Here is a 20034-nt window from a genome sequence, read left to right as displayed (position 1 = left end):
GGTGTTGATTAGGTTTATTATTTTGCGATTATGTTGAGTAAAATCCCCAAAATCATTATCGAAATACCAAATGTGAGCATTCCCAATATATAGGAAACAAGGGCTTTAAAATAACTGGCTACTCTGTTTTTATCGAAAAATTGCCCAACTGCCCAAGAAAAATAGGCAAACACGATCACTGCGGCAATTTGCATGAGATGATATTTTGTTACCCCTTCAAAAATGGCAAAAACAGAAAACATCAGCATTTCCATTCCAAGAATAAAACAGAGGAGGATTAATATTTCAAAGAAATTATAATCATATTTTTTGAAAAATATTTTTAACCAAAAAGCAATAAATCCTCCCATTATGATATTGGAATATCCATAATGACTTTGAACCCAATTATTAATGGCATTGAACTGCGTATCTTTTGCTCCATCAATTTTTATATAGCTTTGTTCGATATGAAAAAAATGATTGATGAGCGTGTAAATTAGGGATGTAACAATAATAAATATGATAGGCTTTACAAGTCTGCTTCGGTTTTCATTGATGAAATTTTTAATATTTTCTCCGGGTCTTATTAATAATTCCCGTACGGTGTATAAAATACCTCTATCAAAATGTAAGACGTGTTCAATTTCGTGGAGGATGTAGTGCCCGTCGATTCTTTTGGGTTTTAGGTTTTGCTTACAATTGGTACAAAATTCTTCACTCATGGCTAGTTTAAATTTTAAATACAAAAAAAGATAATTGATTTTAAAAACACTTTACACTTTTGTTTAGTTTTTTGGTATTTTTATCAGATGGAAAATGAAAAGCACTCATTATTCAATCGAAATAAAATAAATGCAATATCTAACGAGGATCAACTTCAGTTTGGTAATTATCTGGAAGTCGTAAAATCTTTTGCTAAAATAACGTATCAAAGTGTTTATGTTATTGATTACGAAACCATGAAATTTGAATATGTCTCGGATAATCCATTGTTTTTATCAGGATATTCTTCCGGAGAAGTTCTTGAAATGGGGTATGAATTTTATTTTAAAAATGTACCCAAAGAAGACCTGGAATTGTTGAGCCTGATTAATGATCTTGGATTTGATTTTTATGATCAATTACCTAAAAACGATGAACGAAAATTATACAGTATTTCCTATGATTTTCATTTGAAAGGTAAATATGATAAACCGATTCTTATTAACCATAAATTAACGCCTCTTTTTCTTAGTGAAAATGGATCTGTCTGGAAATCATTATGTATCGTGTCTATTTCACATAATAAAAACGCGGGAAATGTAGCCATACATAAACAAGGTTCTGATGTATTTTGGAAATTAGATCTGTTAGAAAAAGTTTGGATTACCGAAAATAAATCAAAACTTAAAGAAAAAGAATTAGAAATACTCCGATTATACGCTCAGGGATTAACCATCAATCAGATTGCCGAAAGAGTATTTGTTTCATCAGATACCGTAAAATATTACAGAAGAAAGATTTTTGATGCTTTTGGAGTTAAAAATTTTACAGAGGCTCTTTCTTTTGCAATAGATAATAAGATTATTTAACTTAACAATAAAAGCAGGAAAATTAATTCCTGCTTTTCTGTTATATATAAGGATCTGTTTTTTTTCGTTTAATAAATCTATCAATACCAAAAGCTTTGTAACCATACAATGAAAATAATCCTAGAATCATAATATATAAAACCTGCGGAAGATAAAAGAAATAAGTCAGCCACGTAAAATCATCCATCGGATGATTCCCGACTTTAGGATCAATTGGAATTAATTCTGTCGGAATAGAATGAATATCTTTCGTAAAAAGTGCAACAAGCATCACAACTATTAAAGCAAACGAACTCAATCTTGTCAGCAGTCCCAAAAGCAACAATAATCCCCAGAACATTTCATTAAAGGCAACAAAATTGGCCATAAACTGAGGGTTTGAAAAGCCCAGACTTGTAATAGTTTTCAACATATATCCTTGAAAAACAGGATGAAATAACTTATTGAAACCTGTAATAAAGAAAAATAAACCGATGCTTATTCTGCAGATTACATAAAATACGTCGCCGACTTTAACTAGATTTTCTTTTTCCATTTTGTATTTATTATTAATTAAAAATTTTATGTTGTAGAGGGATTTAACATAATGTATGATTGCCAAATGTATAAAAACTTAGATAAAAATTCAAATAAATTCCTTGATACTGTAGTTATGAGAAAAATTATTAAATTTAGCCAACAGAAAAATCTAATATTTCATGATAGATAAAAGAGTAAAAAATGCAAAGGAAGCCATCGACGGAATTAAGGATGGAATGACTTTAATGTTGGGCGGTTTTGGACTTTGCGGAATTCCTGAAAACTCAATTAATGCTTTGGTAGAAAGCGATGTAAAGGATTTAACATGTATTTCAAATAATGCAGGTGTTGATGATTTCGGATTGGGATTATTGCTTCATAAAAGACAAATCAAGAAGATGATTTCTTCTTATGTAGGGGAAAATGCTGAGTTTGAAAGACAGATGCTTTCAGGAGAATTAGACGTTGAATTAACTCCACAGGGAACTCTTGCTGAAAAATGCAGAGCGGCTCAGGCTGGAATTCCTGCTTTTTATACCCCTGCTGGTTTCGGAACTGAAGTTGCAGAAGGGAAAGAAGTAAAAGATTTTCACGGAAAACCTCATATTTTAGAACACGCTTACGAAGCAGATTTTTCTATCGTTAAAGCTTGGAAAGGCGATCATGCTGGAAACCTTATTTTCAAAGGATCTGCAAGAAATTTCAACCATCCAATGGCTGGTGCTGCAAAAATTACGATTGCTGAAGTAGAAGAGTTGGTAGAACCGGGAGAATTAGATCCAAACCAAATTCATATTCCGGGAATTATGATTCAAAGAATTTTTCAGGGAGAAAAATTTGAAAAAAGAATTGAGCAGAGAACAGTAAGAACGAAAGAATAACTTTCTCAAAAAATATTTAAGATAAAAACAAAAGCGCTGAAATAATTCAGCGCTTTGATTATGTTATGATTCTGGTGAAATAAGCATTTTTCTTTCTCCGATTTGTTGTCTCCACATGGCGTAGTATAATCCTTTTTCGGCAATCAAATTATCATGAGAGCCCATTTCTATGATTTGTCCGCGTTCAAGGACATAAATTCTATCTGCATGCATAATCGTACTTAATCGGTGCGCAATAAGAACGGTAATTTGTTCTTTTTCTTTAGAAATATCTTTTATGGTAGAAGTTATTTCTTCTTCAGTAATACTGTCCAGCGCTGAAGTTGCTTCATCAAAAATCAATAAATGTGGCTTTCTTAAAAGCGCTCTTGCGATGGCAATTCTTTGTTTTTCACCGCCACTTAATTTCAGTCCGCCTTCGCCGATAACGGTCATAATACCTTTTTCTGCTCTTTCCAGTAATGCAGTACAGCTTGATTTTTGTAAAGCAATTTCCAAGTCGACTTCTGTAGCATTGGGATTTACAAAAAGAAGATTTTCTTTGATCGTTCCTGCAAAAAGTTGGGTATCTTGGGTTACAAAACCGATTTGATTTCTCAGTTCATCAAAATCAAATTCTTTTCCATTAATAGAATTGTAAAAAATATTTCCTTCCTGAGGTCTGTACAATCCAACCAGTAATTTGACCAACGTACTTTTTCCTGAACCACTTGGCCCAACAAAAGCGATGGTTTCTCCGTTTTTAACATCAAAAGAGATATTATTTAACGCTTTATATTGAGCTGATTGATGCTTGAAAGAAACGTGTTTAAACTCCAATTCTTCAATAGCACCAATTTGTTTTGGATGAAGTGGTTTTTCTTCCACATCTTTTTTCATTAAATTATCAAAATTAAATAGAGAAGCTTCGGCCTCACGATAAGAAATAATGATATTCCCGATTTCCTGCATCGGGCCAAAAATGAAGAATCCATAAAACATAAGAGACAAGTATTGTCCTGGAGTAACGATATTTTTAAAAATTAATAATAACAAAGTCATGGTAATCAACTGTTGAAGAAAATTCACCATCGTTCCCTGAATAAAACTTAAAGAACGGATGCTTTTAACCTTTCTAAGTTCAAGTCCAAGAATCTTGTACGTATTGTTATTCAAACGGATAACTTCCTGATTCGTTAATCCTAAACTTTTAACAATTTCGATATTTCTTAAACTTTCCGTTGTACTTCCTGCTAAAGCTGTAGTTTCCGAAACAATATTTTTCTGAATACTTTTTATTCTTTTACTTAATAAATTAGTGATAAATGCAATCAGAAAAATTCCGCAAATATAAACAGGCATAATCGACCAGTGCAGACGAATTGCATACACTGAAACGAAAATAATACTCACCAAAATCCCGAAGAAAATATTAATAAAGCTAGTGATAAATTTCACAGTATCTTCTCTTACTTTCGTTAAAATCGATAGTGTTTCACCACTTCTCTGATCCTCAAATTCCTGATAAGGCAACGCCATTGAATGTTTTAAACCATCTGTAAAGATTTTCGCACCAAACTTTTGAGTAATCACACTTACCGCATAATCCTGAAAAGCTTTCGCAATTCGGCTTACCATCGCTGTTCCGATAAGTAACGTTAAGAAGTAGAATACACCGTGATAAATTCCTTCTCCATATAGATATTGATCCATATTTCTCGGTAGAAGTTTTTCTTTATCAAAAAAGTTAGGATGCGTAACTAGTTTATCAAGGATATTACCTGTAATGGCCGGAGCAAATAAAGAGAAAACCTGATTAATGGTTGCCAAAAATAAAGAAAAGGCAATCAACCATTTGTAAGGCTTAAGATATTTTAAAAGTATTTTCATTAGTCTAAATAATGTTGCAAAATTAAAGATATTATTTTGACTTACGATGTTAATAATTTTGAATAATAAAGCCCTTTTGTATTCAAGTGAAAATATTTAAATTGCAGTCTAAGTTTTTAATATGCTCACAAAAGAACAAATTGCTAAAAGAATTTCAAAAGAACTCAAAGACCGTTACTACGTAAACCTTGGAATAGGAATTCCCACTTTGGTCGCTAACTACGTTCCAGACGGTATTTCCGTAGAATTTCAAAGTGAAAACGGAGTGTTGGGAATGGGACCTTTCCCTTTTGAAGGCGAGGAAGATGCAGATGTCATCAACGCCGGAAAACAAACGATCACGATTTTAGAAGGTGGTTCATTCTTCGACTCTGCATTCAGTTTCGGGATGATCAGAGGTCAGAAGGTAGATCTTACTATTCTTGGAGCAATGGAAGTTTCAGAAAATGGAGACATTGCCAACTGGAAAATCCCGGGAAAAATGGTAAAAGGGATGGGCGGTGCCATGGATTTGGTAGCTTCTGCAGAAAATATTATCGTTGCGATGATGCACGTAAATAAAGCTGGAGAAAGCAAAATCTTAAAAAAATGTACACTTCCATTAACCGGTGTAAACTGTGTGAAAAGGGTAGTAACAGAATTAGCTGTTTTAGACGTTACCCCTGGAGGTTTCAAATTGGTGGAAAGAGCGCCGGGAATCTCAGTAGAACATATTATAAAATCTACAGAAGCAGATCTGATCATTGAAGGTGAAATTCCTGAAATGCAATTCTAAATAAAACGAAAACCTTGTCACTGACAAGGTTTTTTTAGCTCTATATTATAATGAAGGTGAATAAATTATTCTGATATTTTTACCATTACCTTCTCATGGCTATGCTTAAAATCCTTTATTGGAATTATCCATAATTTAAAATCTGCATTTGAACTGTAAAGTTTACAGCTTTCATCTATAAACGATGATGGTGAATTTTTAAAATCGGTAATATATTTTGTAGCCTCTTCTTCTATAGTAGGAATTATTAAACAATGATAAATAGTTTGCATAAAATTGCTAGAACTGGTAATGAATTTTTTCTTACTCCTTAAAGCTTCATTGAATGTCATAATGATTAGTTTCTGCAAAATTAAAAAATAAAACAAAAAGAAACCCCATATAATTACCAGTTTTTATTATTGATTTACTGATTGTTAACTTATAAATGATAATGTGTTTTATTCAATAAAAAATAAATAAATTAACACTAAATAATAAAAGTAATCTATCAATTTCACTTAATATTTGAAAAATATTCAATATTAAGTGATTTATTTTTAAGTTAAAGTTTATTAAACACTTTAAAAAAAGGTCATTTTTAGAGTTATTAAATACGTATTGTGGTATCTTTTAGGAAATAAATTTCTAAAGAAAAGAAACAAAAAAACTCTGCCAATATGAGCAGAGTTAATATGTATAAGATTTATTAAATATAGAGAAAGAGGTTTATTTACCGTCCTGCGCTCCAAAAACCTTCTGTAAAATAGAAGTTGTTCTCATAGCAGGTGTATCTCTGATTCCGCTTTCTTTTTGTGCTACCATTTTAAAAACTCCGTTGATAGTTTCCGTGGTAACATATTCATTAATATCCGTTGTTACAGCTTGTCCGGTGAAGGTATTGTACTTTGTAATGATACTTTTCCAAACCGAATCAGCGCCCACTTTTCCTAACGAAGCTTTTACTTTCGGCTGAAAAGCAGTAAACAATTGACTTTGAGTTTTTCCCTGCAAATAAGTTGTTGCAGCGTTATTAGATCCTAATAAAATATTTTTTGCATCCGTAATCGTCATCGATGTAATTGCATTGGCGAAAATAGGTGTGGCTTCTGTCACGGCATCTTCGGCAGCTCTGTTCAACAATTTCACCCCTTGATCAGCTAAACTTCCCAATCCGATGGCGCGAAGTGTAGTGTCAATTTTTCTAAGTTTTTCAGGCATTAAAATTTTTACGGCTTCATTTTTGAAAAATCCGTCTGTTACAGCTAATTTTTTCACTCCTTCAGTTACCCCAAGGTTTAAAGCTTCCTTTAATCCCGATGAAATTTGAGTAGAAGTTAGGCTACCTAAATTGATAGGAGATGTAGAAGTAGATTTTGTAGGAGTTGTCGTCGTAGTCGAGGTTGTCGTGTTTGTTTTTACAGGATTATTAAGGTCAACACCTGTTTTATCTTTTACTGTAGATTTTATAATATCTAAAATTTGCGCCTGTGCAGAAACTGAAAATAGCAGTACGCCGGCTAATAAAATTGTTTTTCTCATTGTATATTTTTCTGCAAAATTAGATGATTTATTTTTTAATAAGTTAAAAAGGTTGTTGAAGTTTTCAGAAAATAATTATATTAGCTAAAACCTTAATCAAATCCAATGATACGAGCTCTTTTAGTGTTTTTTATATTAGTTTCAACTACAATTTTTTCTCAAAAAAAACTGAATTTAATTCCATACCCTCAAAAAGTTCAAATAAATGAGGGAAATTTTACTATTCCGGACATTATTATGTTAAATAGTGATTTACCGAAAGAGGAAACAGAATATTTAAAAAAGAAGTTAGGATCAAATCTTAAATTTCAAAATTCAGGCAAATCAGAGGCTGATTTGGTATATTCTCAGTTACCAAAATCGACTAATCTTCAACAAAATGATGAGTTTTACTTGCTAGAAATCAGTTCAAAACAGATTTTAATTAAATCTTATACAAAACAGGGATATTTTTTAGAGCTTCAAACATTGATTCAATTATTTGAAGATCATAAAACAGATAAACAAATTCCAGCCTTAAAAATTGAAGATCAACCCAAATTTGCATGGCGCGGAATGCATTTGGATGTTTGCCGTCATTTTTTCACCGTTGAGGAAGTGAAGCAGTACATCGATTATTTAGCGATGTATAAATTGAATACATTTCATTGGCATTTAACGGACGATCAGGGTTGGAGAATAGAAATTAAAAAATATCCGAAATTAACACAAATAGGTTCGAAACGTAAAGAATCAATGATCGGAGCTTACGTTGATAATACTTTCGACGGAAAACCTTACGGGCCTTATTTTTATACTCAAGATCAAATAAAAGATGTTGTGAAATATGCTATGGATCGACACATCACAGTAGTTCCTGAAATTGAAATGCCCGGTCATGCGTTGGCTGCATTGGCTGCGTATCCTGAATTGGCTTGTACCAAAAGACCTTTTGAGCCCGCAACAAAATGGGGGGTTTTTGATGATGTTTTTTGTCCGAAAGATGAAACTTTCAAGTTTTTAGAGAATGTTTTAGATGAAGTTATTGCCCTTTTTCCGTCACAATATATTCACATCGGTGGTGATGAATGCCCGAAAACAAGATGGAAGGAATGTGCTCATTGTCAGGAATTAATCAAGAAAAATAATTTGAAGGATGAACACGGTTTACAAAGTTATTTTATCCACAGAATTGAAAAATATGTCAACAAAAAAGGCAGAAAGATTATCGGCTGGGACGAGATTTTAGAAGGTGGATTAGCGCCAAACGCTGCCGTAATGAGTTGGACAGGCGTAAATGGTGGAATTGAAGCTGCAAAATCAAAACATTTTGCCGTAATGACTCCCGGGTCTTTTTGTTATTTTGATCATTATCAGGGAGATCCGCAATCTGAGCCCAACGCTTTTGGTGGATTTACACCTTTGGATAAAGTCTATTCTTATAACCCGATTCCGACAGAATTAAATGCTGAACAAGCAAAATATATTTTAGGAGTTCAGGCGAATTTATGGACAGAATATATTGAAGATTTTAAACAGGTTCAATACATGATTTTCCCAAGATTAATGGCACTTTCGGAAGTTGGTTGGGGAACGTCTGATCCTAAAAATTATAAAGAATTTGAAGGAAGAGTGATCAACGAGTTCAAAGTGTTGGATAAAATGAACGTGAATTATGCAAAAAGCATTTACAACGTTTCAGGAAAAGTAATTCCGAATAATAATGGAGTCTCTTATGAACTTTCAACTTCACAAAACCCAAGCGGAATCCGATATACTTTAGACGGAACGGATCCGACTGCAAATTCTCAGGCATATCAAAATCCGATTCCTGTTTCAAAATCAATGACCATTAAATCGGCTTATTTTGAAAACGGACAATTGAAAAGTGCAATTTCTTCTCAACAATTTACAACTTCAAAGACTACAGGAAAAAATATTACGTTAGAACAGCAACCTAGCGAAAATTATTCTTTTGGTGGAGCCTTTACTTTAATTGATGGAATTATTGGAAATCAAAGACAGTTAGGAAAAACATGGCTGGGTTTCCAAGGAAAAGATGTTGTAGCAACGATTGATTTAGGAAATAAAACTCAATTTTCAGAAATCTATTTTAATACATTAGAAAATAAGGGAAGCTGGATTCACATGGCAAAATCAGCACAGATTTTCGTTTCTGATGATAATAAAAATTTCAAAATGATTAAAGAAATCGGAAAAGACGAAATCCAGAATGCAAAAGGAAAGATTAAATTAAATGTAGGAAATCAAAACTCAAAATATATTAAAATTAAAATAGAAAACGCAGGAATTATCCCAGCCGGAAACGCTGGAGCGGACTCAAAAGCATGGCTTTTTGTTGATGAAATCGGAGCAAATTAATATATTTTTTAACCACAAAAGATATTAGTGGTTTATTAAAATTTAATTTTGAGAAAGCAAAAGTCTCTAAAAGGAAAAATCAAAGATTTTTGACTTATGTGTTCTTATTTGTAGTTTAATGAGCAACTTAAAATAACTAAAGTGTTAATCTTTTGTAACTTTTGTGGTTGAAAAATTAAATAATTTTTTAAAAACCTGCAACCAAATATTATAAAAAAACTATGAACTCTAGAAGAAAATTTCTAAAAAATACAGCCTTGGCATCTTCAGCTTTATTGTTGAATCCATTGGATTTAATCGCTAAAGATTTACCTGAAACAAGTAATAAAATTGTAAATAAACCGATCGTACTTTCAACCTGGAACTTTGGGTTAAAAGCCAATGAAGAAGCTTGGACGATTTTAGGCAAAGGCGGACGAGCTTTGGATGCAGTGGAAAAAGGCGTTCGCTTGGTTGAAAATGACCCGACTGAAAGAAGTGTTGGTTACGGCGGTCGTCCCGACAGAGACGGAAGAGTAACGCTGGATGCCTGTATTATGGATGAAAATTATAATATCGGCTCGGTTGCATGTATTGAAAATATTAAAAACCCAATTTCAGTTGCCAGAGCTGTGATGGAAAAAACACCACACGTAATGTTAGTAGGCGATGGTGCTTTGCAATTTGCAGTTTCCCAAGGTTTTAAAAAAGAAAATATTTTAACCCCAGAATCCGAAAAAGAATGGAAAGAATGGTTAAAAGACAGCAAATACCAACCCATCGTAAACATTGAAAATCATGACACAATTGGAATGATCGCTTTGGATGCGCAAGGAAATCTTTCCGGAGCTTGTACAACCAGCGGAATGGCTTTCAAGATGCACGGAAGGGTAGGAGATTCACCAATTATCGGAGCCGGTTTATTTGTTGATAATGAGGTAGGTGCAGCAACGGCAACAGGTCATGGTGAAGAAGTAATCAGAATGGTTGGTACTCATCTTGTGGTGGAATTAATGCGACAAGGAAAAAAGCCTCAACAGGCTTGCAAAGAAGCAGTTGAAAGAATTGTACAGATTACGAAGAGAAGAAATAAGAATTTAAAAGATATTCAGGTTGGTTTTATTGCCATTAATAAAAAAGGGGAATATGGTTCGTATTGTATTCAGGATGGATTTAATTATGCTGTTTACGACCAAAAAGGAAATCGCTTGGAAAAACCTGAATTTGCTTTGAAATAGATTAAGAAATTAGAAATTAATTTTGTTAAACCCTAAACCCTAAACCCTAAACCCTAAACCCTAAACCCTAAACCCTAAATGTCAAAAATAGAAATAGCGTGCTTCAATCCAGAATCAGCAATCATTGCTTTTGAAAACGGAGCCGACAGAATAGAATTGTGCGACGGATTAAGCGAAGGTGGAACAACACCAAATTTTGAAATAATAAAACAACTTAGAGATAAAATAAACATTCCGATTTTTGTAATGATTCGACCTCGCGGTGGAGATTTTACCTATTCTGATGCTGAATTTGAACAAATGAAATCCGAATTGATTCAAATGAAATCTTTAAATGTTGACGGTTTTGTTTTCGGGATTTTAGATGAAAATGATGAGGTTAATATGGAACAAAATAAAGCTTTAATAGAATTAGCAAATCCTCTTCCGTGTACTTTTCACCGTGCTTTTGACAGGGCAAAAAATCTGGAAAATTCTTTAGAAAAAGTAATTGACTGTGGTTTTAAAACAATTCTTACTTCAGGTCAAAAACCAAATGTTTCTGAAGGGAAAGAAAATTTGAAAAAATTAGTTGAATTGTCCAACGGGAGAATCGAAATTCTTGTCGGTGGCGGACTTCGCTCAACAAATATTGAAGAAATCAGAGGAATTACAAAAGCTGAATATTTCCATTCTTCTGCGATTACTGATGGTAGTGGTTTTGCGAATGCTGATGAGGTTGTAGCTTTGAAAAATAGATAATTCTTAATAATTTTAACGCAAAGATTTTTATTGTTAGTGTAAATATTTTAAGGAAGCAAAGTATTGCGACAAAGTCGCTGATTAAGCGATATGGATAAAACATTCGCTTCATCAAATCAATTTTAATTGATTAAATCTTGGCTCACTTAAAAATGTTGAATATAATAGAATAAAACTTTGCGTTAAAAAATATATAAAAACACACAAATGAAAGAAAATGAATTATCCTATAAGATCATAGGATCAGCGATCGAAGTACATAAAAATCTTGGAGTAGGTTTATTAGAAAGTACATACGAATTAGCCCTAGCCTATGAATTGAAAACATTAGGATTCGATATAAAACAACAAATTTATCTGCCTTTACAATATAAAGAAGTGAATATTGAAAATGCTTACAAGATTGATTTGCTTGTGGAAAATAAAGTTATAATTGAAGTAAAAGCTGTATTAGAAATGCATTCAGTTTTTAAAGCTCAATTGCTAACCTATTTGAAATTGACAAATTTAAAACTTGGACTTCTTATTAATTTTAATACTCCTCTTATTAAAGACGGAATTCATAGAATTGTAAATAACTTGTAATGAACAAAACGATCCTTTTTGCTTTCCTTTTCATTCAAAATATCCTATTTGCACAATTTTCAGAACGAAATTTATCTTCTGAAAACTGGCAGTTCAAAAACTCAAAGGAACAAAAGTGGCTGAGCGCCACAGTCCCAGGAACGGTTCATTTAGATTTGATGACTCATAAAATCATTCCTGATCCTTACAAAGATGAAAATGAAAAGAAAGTTCAATGGATAGAAAATGAAGACTGGGATTATCAGACTTCATTTACAATTTCATCAAAAGAATTAGAAAATCAGAATATTGATTTGATTTTTAATGGATTGGATACGTTTTCAGAAATTTATCTGAACGGAAAACTGCTGAAGAAAACGGATAATATGTTCAGAAAATGGGAAATTCCGATTAAGCAAAATTTAATGATTGGAAATAATTTATTGCAAATTAAATTCAAATCAGCTGTGAATGTCGGAAAAGAATTAGCAAAAAAAGTCCCTTTTACAATGCCGGAATCTCCAAGAAGTTTTGTGAGAAAAGCGCAATATCAATTCGGATGGGATTGGGGGCCGAGATTAGTTACAGCCGGAATCTGGAAAGATGTTAAGTTGAATTTCTGGAATAACGCCAAACTTGAAAATGTAAAAATCGAGCAGAAAAATTTAACAAAACAAAAAGCAGAATTAAATATTCAAACCGAAATTGTTGCTAAAAAAGAAGGAAAATATTCTATTTTAATTAATAATCAATCAAATATTTTTCAATTAAAAAAAGGAAAAAATATAATTAAGATTCCTTTTACAATCAACAATCCAAAACTTTGGCAGCCGAATGGTTGGGGCAATCCGAATTTATATGATATTAAAATTTCTCTACAAAAAGATTCAAAAATTGTAGATAATAAAACGGAAAGAATTGGCTTAAGAACCATAGAACTAATTCAGGAAAAAGATGCAAAAGGAAAATCTTTTTACTTTAAAGTCAATGGAAATCCAATGTATGCAAAAGGTACAAACTGGATTCCATCAGATAGTTTTTTGCCAAGAATTAGCAAAGAAAAGTATCAAAAGCTCATCAAAGACTCTAAAGAAGCGAACATGAATATGATTCGTGTCTGGGGTGGCGGAATTTACGAAGATGATGAATTCTACAAAGCCTGCGACGAAAATGGAATTTTGGTATGGCAGGATTTTATGTTTGCGGGAAGCTTTTATCCGTCTGATGAAGCATTTTTAAACAATGTAAAAGAAGAAGTGAAAGATCAGGTTAACCGACTTCAAAATCACGCGTCGATTGCTCTATGGTGCGGAAATAACGAAATTGATGAAGCGATTGTCAATTGGGGTTATCAAAAACAATTCAAATATTCAAAAGAGGATTCTCTGCAGGTTTGGAAAGACTATAAAAATGTTTTCCATGAATTAATTCCCAACACGTTAAAAGAAAACTTAACGGCCGATAAAAATATCTATTTGCCAAGTTCACCATCGATTGGTTGGGGACACAAAGAAAGTCTGACAGAAGGAGATTCCCATTATTGGGGCGTTTGGTGGGGAGAGCAACCGTTTGAAATTTACAACGAAAAAGTTCCAAGATTTGCTTCAGAATACGGTTTTCAGGGAATGCCGACGTTAGAAATAACAAAATCTATGTTTTCTGGAGTTCCTAATTTAAGCTTGGAAAACGGGACAATTAAAGCTCACGAAAAGCATGCAAGAGGCTGGGAAATTATCAATTCGTATATGAAACGAGACTATAATGTTCCGACAGATTTTGTGAAATATAATTACGTTTCTCAGTTACTTCAAGCCCGCGGAATGCAGATTGCCATTGAAGCTCACCGCCGTGCAAAACCTTACAATATGGGAACTTTATATTGGCAGTTAAATGATTGTTGGCCGGTAGTTTCATGGTCGTCAATCGATTATTTAGGAAACTGGAAAGCATTGCATTATCAGATCAAAAGAAGCTTTGAAAATCAGGTGATTTTAACGGATGAGAAAGATGAAACTGTAATTTTTTACGCTATTAATGATAATTTGAATAAATTTGAAAATGTAAATCTAGAAATTCAGGTTATAAAATTTAATGGTGAAATTTTAAATAAAAAAGTCGTTTCAAATGGAAAAACTTTAGAAGAAATTTTAAAATTCGAACCAATTGAAATTAAAAATTTACTCTCCAATTCCAATAAGAATGAAGTCTTTTTACGACTAACTTTAAAAGATGAAAAACAGAAAATCATCACTCAAAACAATTATTTCTTCTCCAAACCGAAAGATTTAAAGCTATCAAAACCAAACATTCAAATCAAGAAAATTTCTCCAACAGAAATTGATATTTCCACAGACATTTTAGCAAAAGATGTTTATTTAATAGGAGGTACACATTTCAGTGACAATTTCTTTGATTTACTTCCAAAAACTTCAAAAAGAATTACCCTTTCAAAACCTTTGGAAAAAGTTGAGGTATTAAGTCTTTGGGATACAATGAATTAATAGTATCATTAAGTGAAAAAGTTTTCAACTCCGCTCAGACTGACAATGGCTGATCTTTATGTTTAATTAAAAAGCTAGTATTAGAATTGTCAGTCTGAGCGGAGTCAAAGACTTTAACCTATTTAGATTATTTCTTGGTCAAAACACCAAAAGCTATGTAAAAAATACCAGTTTTCATTCTCAACTCAAAAATCAACTGTAAATTTGTACAATATTTCTCACACATGGTAAATTTTGTTCTGATCGCAGTATGCATTTTGGCAGGAATGATTCTTAAATCAACAAAATTTATCCATCCAGATGCCCACAAAGGTATCAATACCTGGATTTTGTATCTGGCGCTTCCGGCAGTTTCATTCAAATATTTACCAAAAGTTCATTGGACAACAGAAATGCTTTTTCCGATTGCAGCCACTTTTTTGACGGCAGTTTTTTGCTTCTTTTTCATGATGCTTTACAGCAAAAGCAAAGGCTATTCAGGACGATCAAGAAGCACATTGGAGCTGATAAGTGGTTACAGCAATACCTCATTTATAGGATTTCCATTAGTCTCGGCTTTTTATGGGGAGAGTCTTTTGAGTATCGCGATTGTCTGTGATCAAACTATGTTTTTTTCGCTTTCAACACTGGGAATCATTGCAGCAGTGAGAGGAGGAAGTAAATCGGGACAAGTAAGTGCAAAATTTATTTTAAAAAGATTGATCACTTTTCCGCCGCTTGTTGGTTGCATTGCGGCTATCGTTTTATCTCAGTTCATTGATTTCACGTTAGCAGAACCACTTTTTGACAAACTCGCAGCAACGGTAAGTCCGTTGGCGCTGTTTTCGGTTGGCTTACAGTTAAAATTTAATGGTTGGAGAAAATTAATTCCCCAAATGTCAGTTTCGATGCTGTATAAATTGATTTTGGCTCCTGCAATCATGCTTGGATTGGCTTTATTGTTAGGAATAAAAGGGAACATTGCAAAAATCACCATTTTCGAAGCCGCAATGCCGGCAGTTGTTACAGCCAGTATTATTGCCGAACAATTCAGATTAAATACGAAACTGACAAATTTAACGATAGGATTCAGCATAATTGTAGGATTTTTTACAACAGCAATTTGGTATCATATTATTGAATATGTTTTCTGATTTTTAATTAAACTTAAACTGTGTCATTCAGAACGAAGCATAGCGTAGTGAAGAATCTATTACTCATTTCCTATTACTCATTGTTTATTTTTCAGGAGCAATTTCCCGCTTTCCACTGTATCTTTTTTGTTACGGCCTCCGCTTCGCTCCGGCCGCAACAAAAAAGGATGTCGTTTCAATCGCGGCTAGGGTATTTGTCGTCTTTTCAATGTTGTTCCTCGCAATGATTCCAACAAAAAATTGCAGTTCTCTACAGAAACATTTAATTTTACACTTTAAATATTTTTCCCTTGCAATACGCCCAAATTGTTTTACCATTAAATTTAAAAGGTTCTTTCACGTATAAAGTTCCTGAAGAACTGATGTCTGTAATTCAAACCGGAATGCGTGTCTTGGTTCCTTTTGGCGGAAAGAAAATTTATACAGGACTTGTTTTTGAGCTTCATGACAACGAACCTGAAAATTTTGTTGCCAAAGAAGTCATTAGTTTGTTGGATGATGCTCCGATTTTACCGAAAGAGCAGATTAATTTCTGGAACTGGCTTGCCGACTATTATTTATGCGGTCTTGGCGAAATTTACCGTTTCGCATTTCCATCTTCTTTGAAACTGGAAAGTGAAACCTATTTAAAATTAAGACCCAACGTTAAAGTTGATTTTGAAAATTTGGATGTGAACGAAATGTATCTCATTCAGGCCTTAGAAGTAAGACAGCTCATCAACCTTACAGATATTGAGGCCTTCATTCAAAAAAAAGATATTATTAAAACCATCAATTCTCTTATTGATCTTCAATACATTGAAATTGATGAAAAAATAACGGAAAAATATAAGGCAAAGGAAGTTGCTTATGTAAGAATCAATCAATCGATTTTAAATAATCAAAATCTTACGGAAATCCTTTCAAAGCTAAATAAAGCTCCAAAACAAAAAGATCTTTTTCTTATTATTCTGGATAAACAGACCGAAGATCCATCAGGTTTTATAAAGAAATCCGACTTGTTTGCAGATGGAAATTTTGGAAGCTCGCATTTCAAATCTTTAGCAGATAAAAATCTGATTGAAGAATATTACATGCAGAAAGATCGAATCGAAAGTTATGATGGCGAAATTGAAGAAATTGAAGAACTTTCCGAACTGCAGAAAGTAGCAAAAGCTGAGGTTGATGAAGCGTTTGAAGCTAAAGAAAACGTGTTGCTTCATGGCGTTACTTCTTCCGGAAAAACCCATATTTATTTAGATAAAATTGAGGAATGCATCAATGAAGGAAAAAATGTGTTGTTTTTACTTCCTGAGATTTCTTTAACCAAGCAAATCACTCAAAGATTAGAAAAAAAATACGGTCGACAAATCGGTTTTTATCATCAGAAACTGACTGATTTTGAGCGCGTAGAAGTTTGGAGAAGAATCAAACAAAACGATATCCGAATTCTTATCGGAACACGAAATTCCTTGTTTTTACCGTATCAAAATTTAGGATTAATTATTGTTGATGAAGAACATGATTCTGCTTACAAACAGTTTACTCCTTATTTTAATGGAAAAGATTCCGCGTTGGTTTTGGCGAATTTTTATGATGCAAGAGTAATTTTGGGATCGGCAACACCTTCTGTTGAAAGTTATTATCGGGCAAGAAAAGGGAAAATGAAATATATTTTCCTGACAGAGCGTTTCGGAAATGTCAACTTGCCTGAATTTGAATTAATTAATTTTAAAGAAGCTCAGGATTCTAAAAAAGTATCAGGAAATTTTTCCATGCGACTAATTGAAGAACTTCAGAGAACTTTAGACGATAAAAATCAGGCAATAATTCTACACAACCGCCGTGGTTATGCCAATGTTATTGAATGTGAAAGTTGTGGCTACGTTAATTACTGCTCCAATTGTGACGTTGTAATGACGTACCATAAGGCTGCCAATGAAATGAAATGCCATTATTGCGGTCAAAGAGCATCAAAGCCCAAAGCCTGCCCAAAATGTCATTCTGAAAAACTGAATGAAAAAGGAGTTGGAGTAGAGCAGATTCATGAAGAAATTTCTAAAATTTTCCCTGAAAATGAAGTAGACCGAATGGATGTAGACTCTATGCGTAAGAAATTCGCCTACGAAAAATTATACGAAAAAATTGAAGACCGCGAAACAGATATTGTAGTTGGTACTCAGATGATTTCCAAAGGGTTGGATTTTGATCATATAGAATTGGTAGGTATTCCAAAAGCGGATTCCTTATTATATGTTCAGGATTTCAGAGCGGAGGAAAGAGCATATCAATTAATTACTCAGGTTTCAGGAAGAGCGGGAAGAGTTTCCGGAAAAGGAAAGGTTTTAATTCAGACTTATAATCCGGATCATTCTGTTTTTCAATTGATCAAGATGAACAATACTGCGAAGATCTATAAATATTTCCTCACAGAACGTCAGAAATTCCATTATCCGCCTTTCACAAAGCTGATTATGATCGAGATGAAACATAGGAGAGAAGATAAGGTTGATCGTGCTTCTCAGTTTTTAGGCTCTATTTTAAGGAAATATCTTCCCGAAGACTGTGTTTTAGGTCCTGAAAGAGCGCAGATTGCAAGACTTAATAATCTCTATCAATTTCAAATTATGCTCAAGCTTCCAAGAGGGAAAAACTATGAAAAATTTAAGGAGATGGTTTTGTTAAGTTTGAAAGAATTTGACGAAATCACTGCTTACCAAAGCATCAAAAAAGACGTTTTAGTGGATTTTTAACAATTTTTAACATAATTTACAGTCTTTTATAGACAGAAAAAGCCCAACCTATTACAATAATATCTACTTTTGAACGTTGATTAAATGTTTGAGTCTTATATTGAATGATTTTTAACAAATCGTTTTTATAGGAATCAAATAAGAAACAAAAACAAAATAGATGGTAAATTTCAGAAAATATCTTTCAAGTGCAGCAGTATTGGCTTCTGGTTTATTCCTCGCTCAATCTACTGTTTCTACCGTTCTTTATTCTCAGGCTTACGACAATCAAAAAAGTAGCTTAAACTTGCCTTCTCCTATTACTTCGGTTGTGGAGAAAACGATTTTGTCGGCTAAAGAGCTGGTAGATATTAATGTAAACACAATGATGGCAGATCCTGTGCTGAAAAATGCAACTTGGGGATTTGTAGTGTATGACCCGAAAACGAAGAAGATAATTTCTTCGTACAACGAAAATACTCCTTTGGTTCCAGCGTCTACAACGAAATTATTAACCACTGAGACAGCATTGAACCTGTTAGGTGAAAATTATCGATGGATGACTCAGTTGGAATACTCAGGAAATGTTGACGAAAATGGAGTTTTAAATGGAAATCTGTATGTTGTAGGCAGTGGCGACCCGTCTTTAGGGACAAACAAGGCCGGAGCTTATTCTTACAGAGATATTATTTCAGACTTCATCAGTGGGATGTCTCGTGAGGGAATCAAAAAGGTAAATGGTGATATTATTATTCAGACAGCGCTTTTCAAAGGTAACATTTCGAGACTTCCGGAAAATGTTGTTTGGTTAGAGAACAATAATTACTACTTGCCGGTTGGTACAACTCGTGAAATTAATCCTGCCAACGAAAAACTGATCGTTAAAAAAGGAAACAGTTTCTCAGGAGAGAAGAAATATTTCTATGTTTCTCCTTACAACAGTCAAATGGTTTTTGCCGATAAATATGAAGGTGACGGAATTTTAACAACAAAATTACCCGATGCACCTGCTTATTTAGCAAATACTTTAAGAGCTACAATGGTAAAAAGCGGAATGGCTGTTACTGGTAAAGTAACTCCTAGAATAACTGATGCCAATCCTGAAAGCAGAAAATTGGTTTCAGCGTATAAATCTCCGACTCTAGGTGATATTATTTATTACACGAATCAGCACAGTGATAATTCTTTAGCTGAAGCTTTATTGAAAACTGTAGGTTTCCAGAGTAAAGGTGATCAGACTTCAGAATCTGGTAGAGTAGTAGTAACCAATCACTTGAAGGCAGAAGGATTTGATATGATGGGATTAAATTACATCGATGGTAGCGGACTTTCAAGAAGTAATAATGTAACACCGATTTCTCAGGTTAAATATTTAACATCTTTAATGGATGAAAAATATTATAAGACTTATTTAACTTCATTACCGATTGGCGGACAGTCAGGAACGTTGAAAAGAATGTTCGTTGGAACAGGAAACGGACAAATCTTCGCTAAAACAGGAACTTTAAATAAAGTAAAAGCGTTAGCTGGATATATGAAAACTAATTCAGGGAAGACTTTGGTATTTTCGCTTTTAGTTAATAATTATTCAGGATCGGTTGATATGGTGAAGAAAAGAATGGAAAAAATTCTAGAGCCAGCATTAGATCTTTAAAAATTTTTATTTTAAATAATATAAGAACCTTTTA

General features: G+C 33.2%; 16 protein-coding genes. 11 read left to right on the top strand and 5 right to left on the bottom strand.

The window, feature by feature from the left end:
* Positions 1 to 17 precede the first annotated feature (17 nt).
* Positions 18 to 704: a DUF3667 domain-containing protein gene (locus tag A0O34_RS02055; protein ID WP_066750762.1), complete on the bottom strand. Its 687-nt coding sequence runs from the start codon at positions 702 to 704 to the stop codon at positions 18 to 20.
* 87 nt (positions 705 to 791) lie between these two features.
* Between A0O34_RS02055 and A0O34_RS02050 the strand changes: the two genes are divergently transcribed.
* Complete coding sequence (locus A0O34_RS02050) at positions 792 to 1553, top strand: response regulator transcription factor (RefSeq protein ID WP_066750759.1); 762 nt, start codon at positions 792 to 794, stop codon at positions 1551 to 1553.
* Between the two features lie 40 nt (positions 1554 to 1593).
* On the opposite strand, the gene A0O34_RS02045 is transcribed toward A0O34_RS02050, so the two are convergent.
* Positions 1594 to 2088: a DoxX family protein gene (locus tag A0O34_RS02045; RefSeq protein ID WP_066750756.1), complete on the bottom strand. Its 495-nt coding sequence runs from the start codon at positions 2086 to 2088 to the stop codon at positions 1594 to 1596.
* A 163-nt stretch (positions 2089 to 2251) separates the two neighbouring features.
* On the opposite strand from A0O34_RS02045, the gene A0O34_RS02040 reads away from it, so the two are divergent.
* The gene (locus A0O34_RS02040) at positions 2252 to 2953 is read left to right on the top strand and encodes a CoA transferase subunit A (protein ID WP_066750754.1); all 702 of its coding nucleotides are present in this window, start codon (positions 2252 to 2254) and stop codon (positions 2951 to 2953) included.
* 63 nt (positions 2954 to 3016) lie between these two features.
* Here A0O34_RS02040 and A0O34_RS02035 read toward each other — a convergent pair whose 3' ends face one another.
* Positions 3017 to 4822 carry an ABC transporter ATP-binding protein gene (locus A0O34_RS02035; protein WP_066750752.1) on the bottom strand — a complete coding sequence of 602 codons (1806 nt, stop codon included), beginning with the start codon at positions 4820 to 4822 and terminating at the stop codon, positions 3017 to 3019.
* Positions 4823 to 4943: 121 nt separating this feature from the next.
* Between A0O34_RS02035 and A0O34_RS02030 the strand changes: the two genes are divergently transcribed.
* The gene (locus tag A0O34_RS02030; protein WP_066750751.1) at positions 4944 to 5597 is read left to right on the top strand and encodes a CoA transferase subunit B; all 654 of its coding nucleotides are present in this window, start codon (positions 4944 to 4946) and stop codon (positions 5595 to 5597) included.
* Positions 5598 to 5662: 65 nt separating this feature from the next.
* Here A0O34_RS02030 and A0O34_RS02025 read toward each other — a convergent pair whose 3' ends face one another.
* Together A0O34_RS02025 and A0O34_RS02020 are read right to left on the bottom strand one after the other, a co-directional pair.
* Positions 5663 to 5929 carry a hypothetical protein gene (locus A0O34_RS02025; protein WP_066750749.1) on the bottom strand — a complete coding sequence of 89 codons (267 nt, stop codon included), beginning with the start codon at positions 5927 to 5929 and terminating at the stop codon, positions 5663 to 5665.
* A gap of 376 nt (positions 5930 to 6305) precedes the next feature.
* Positions 6306 to 7118 carry a DUF4197 domain-containing protein gene (locus A0O34_RS02020; protein ID WP_066750739.1) on the bottom strand — a complete coding sequence of 271 codons (813 nt, stop codon included), beginning with the start codon at positions 7116 to 7118 and terminating at the stop codon, positions 6306 to 6308.
* 105 nt (positions 7119 to 7223) lie between these two features.
* Between A0O34_RS02020 and A0O34_RS02015 the strand changes: the two genes are divergently transcribed.
* The 8 genes from A0O34_RS02015 (at position 7224) to dacB (ending at position 20000) form a co-directional block, all read left to right on the top strand.
* Positions 7224 to 9479, top strand: a complete 2256-nt coding sequence (locus A0O34_RS02015) for a glycoside hydrolase family 20 protein (RefSeq protein ID WP_066750737.1) — start codon at positions 7224 to 7226, stop codon at positions 9477 to 9479.
* Positions 9480 to 9700: 221 nt separating this feature from the next.
* Entirely contained in the window at positions 9701 to 10696 is a 996-nt protein-coding gene (locus A0O34_RS02010) for an isoaspartyl peptidase/L-asparaginase family protein (RefSeq protein ID WP_066750735.1), read from the top strand.
* A 78-nt stretch (positions 10697 to 10774) separates the two neighbouring features.
* Complete coding sequence (locus tag A0O34_RS02005; protein ID WP_066750734.1) at positions 10775 to 11437, top strand: copper homeostasis protein CutC; 663 nt, start codon at positions 10775 to 10777, stop codon at positions 11435 to 11437.
* A gap of 207 nt (positions 11438 to 11644) precedes the next feature.
* A complete protein-coding gene (locus tag A0O34_RS02000) occupies positions 11645 to 12022 on the top strand; it encodes a GxxExxY protein (protein ID WP_066750731.1) in 378 nt (125 codons plus the stop codon).
* A complete protein-coding gene (locus A0O34_RS01995; RefSeq protein WP_066750730.1) occupies positions 12022 to 14502 on the top strand; it encodes a beta-mannosidase in 2481 nt (826 codons plus the stop codon). The genes A0O34_RS02000 and A0O34_RS01995 overlap by 1 nt, the downstream gene beginning before the upstream one ends.
* Before the next feature lie 224 nt (positions 14503 to 14726).
* Positions 14727 to 15635, top strand: a complete 909-nt coding sequence (locus tag A0O34_RS01990; protein ID WP_066750727.1) for an AEC family transporter — start codon at positions 14727 to 14729, stop codon at positions 15633 to 15635.
* Between the two features lie 290 nt (positions 15636 to 15925).
* A complete protein-coding gene (priA, locus tag A0O34_RS01985; RefSeq protein ID WP_066750724.1) occupies positions 15926 to 18367 on the top strand; it encodes a replication restart helicase PriA in 2442 nt (813 codons plus the stop codon).
* Between the two features lie 160 nt (positions 18368 to 18527).
* A complete protein-coding gene (gene dacB, locus A0O34_RS01980; RefSeq protein ID WP_066750721.1) occupies positions 18528 to 20000 on the top strand; it encodes a D-alanyl-D-alanine carboxypeptidase/D-alanyl-D-alanine endopeptidase in 1473 nt (490 codons plus the stop codon).
* The last annotated feature ends 34 nt before the right edge of the window (positions 20001 to 20034 follow it).

The sequence above is a fragment of the Chryseobacterium glaciei genome, assembly GCF_001648155.1.
Lineage (GTDB): Bacteria > Bacteroidota > Bacteroidia > Flavobacteriales > Weeksellaceae > Chryseobacterium > Chryseobacterium glaciei.
Note: the sequence above shows the minus strand (reverse complement) of the source record. Positions and strands in the feature narration are given on the sequence as shown.

Excerpts from the sequence above, each read along its gene's own strand:
- A0O34_RS02055 (WP_066750762.1), bottom strand. The coding sequence starts at position 704 with ATGAGTGAAGAATTTTGTACCAATTGTAAGCAAAACCTAAAACCCAAA.
- A0O34_RS02050 (WP_066750759.1), top strand. The coding sequence starts at position 792 with ATGGAAAATGAAAAGCACTCATTATTCAATCGAAATAAAATAAATGCA.
- A0O34_RS02045 (WP_066750756.1), bottom strand. The coding sequence starts at position 2,088 with ATGGAAAAAGAAAATCTAGTTAAAGTCGGCGACGTATTTTATGTAATC.
- A0O34_RS02040 (WP_066750754.1), top strand. The coding sequence starts at position 2,252 with ATGATAGATAAAAGAGTAAAAAATGCAAAGGAAGCCATCGACGGAATT.
- A0O34_RS02035 (WP_066750752.1), bottom strand. The coding sequence starts at position 4,822 with ATGAAAATACTTTTAAAATATCTTAAGCCTTACAAATGGTTGATTGCC.
- A0O34_RS02030 (WP_066750751.1), top strand. The coding sequence starts at position 4,944 with ATGCTCACAAAAGAACAAATTGCTAAAAGAATTTCAAAAGAACTCAAA.
- A0O34_RS02025 (WP_066750749.1), bottom strand. The coding sequence starts at position 5,929 with ATGACATTCAATGAAGCTTTAAGGAGTAAGAAAAAATTCATTACCAGT.
- A0O34_RS02020 (WP_066750739.1), bottom strand. The coding sequence starts at position 7,118 with ATGAGAAAAACAATTTTATTAGCCGGCGTACTGCTATTTTCAGTTTCT.
- A0O34_RS02015 (WP_066750737.1), top strand. The coding sequence starts at position 7,224 with ATGATACGAGCTCTTTTAGTGTTTTTTATATTAGTTTCAACTACAATT.
- A0O34_RS02010 (WP_066750735.1), top strand. The coding sequence starts at position 9,701 with ATGAACTCTAGAAGAAAATTTCTAAAAAATACAGCCTTGGCATCTTCA.
- A0O34_RS02005 (WP_066750734.1), top strand. The coding sequence starts at position 10,775 with ATGTCAAAAATAGAAATAGCGTGCTTCAATCCAGAATCAGCAATCATT.
- A0O34_RS02000 (WP_066750731.1), top strand. The coding sequence starts at position 11,645 with ATGAAAGAAAATGAATTATCCTATAAGATCATAGGATCAGCGATCGAA.
- A0O34_RS01995 (WP_066750730.1), top strand. The coding sequence starts at position 12,022 with ATGAACAAAACGATCCTTTTTGCTTTCCTTTTCATTCAAAATATCCTA.
- A0O34_RS01990 (WP_066750727.1), top strand. The coding sequence starts at position 14,727 with ATGGTAAATTTTGTTCTGATCGCAGTATGCATTTTGGCAGGAATGATT.
- dacB (WP_066750721.1), top strand. The coding sequence starts at position 18,528 with ATGGTAAATTTCAGAAAATATCTTTCAAGTGCAGCAGTATTGGCTTCT.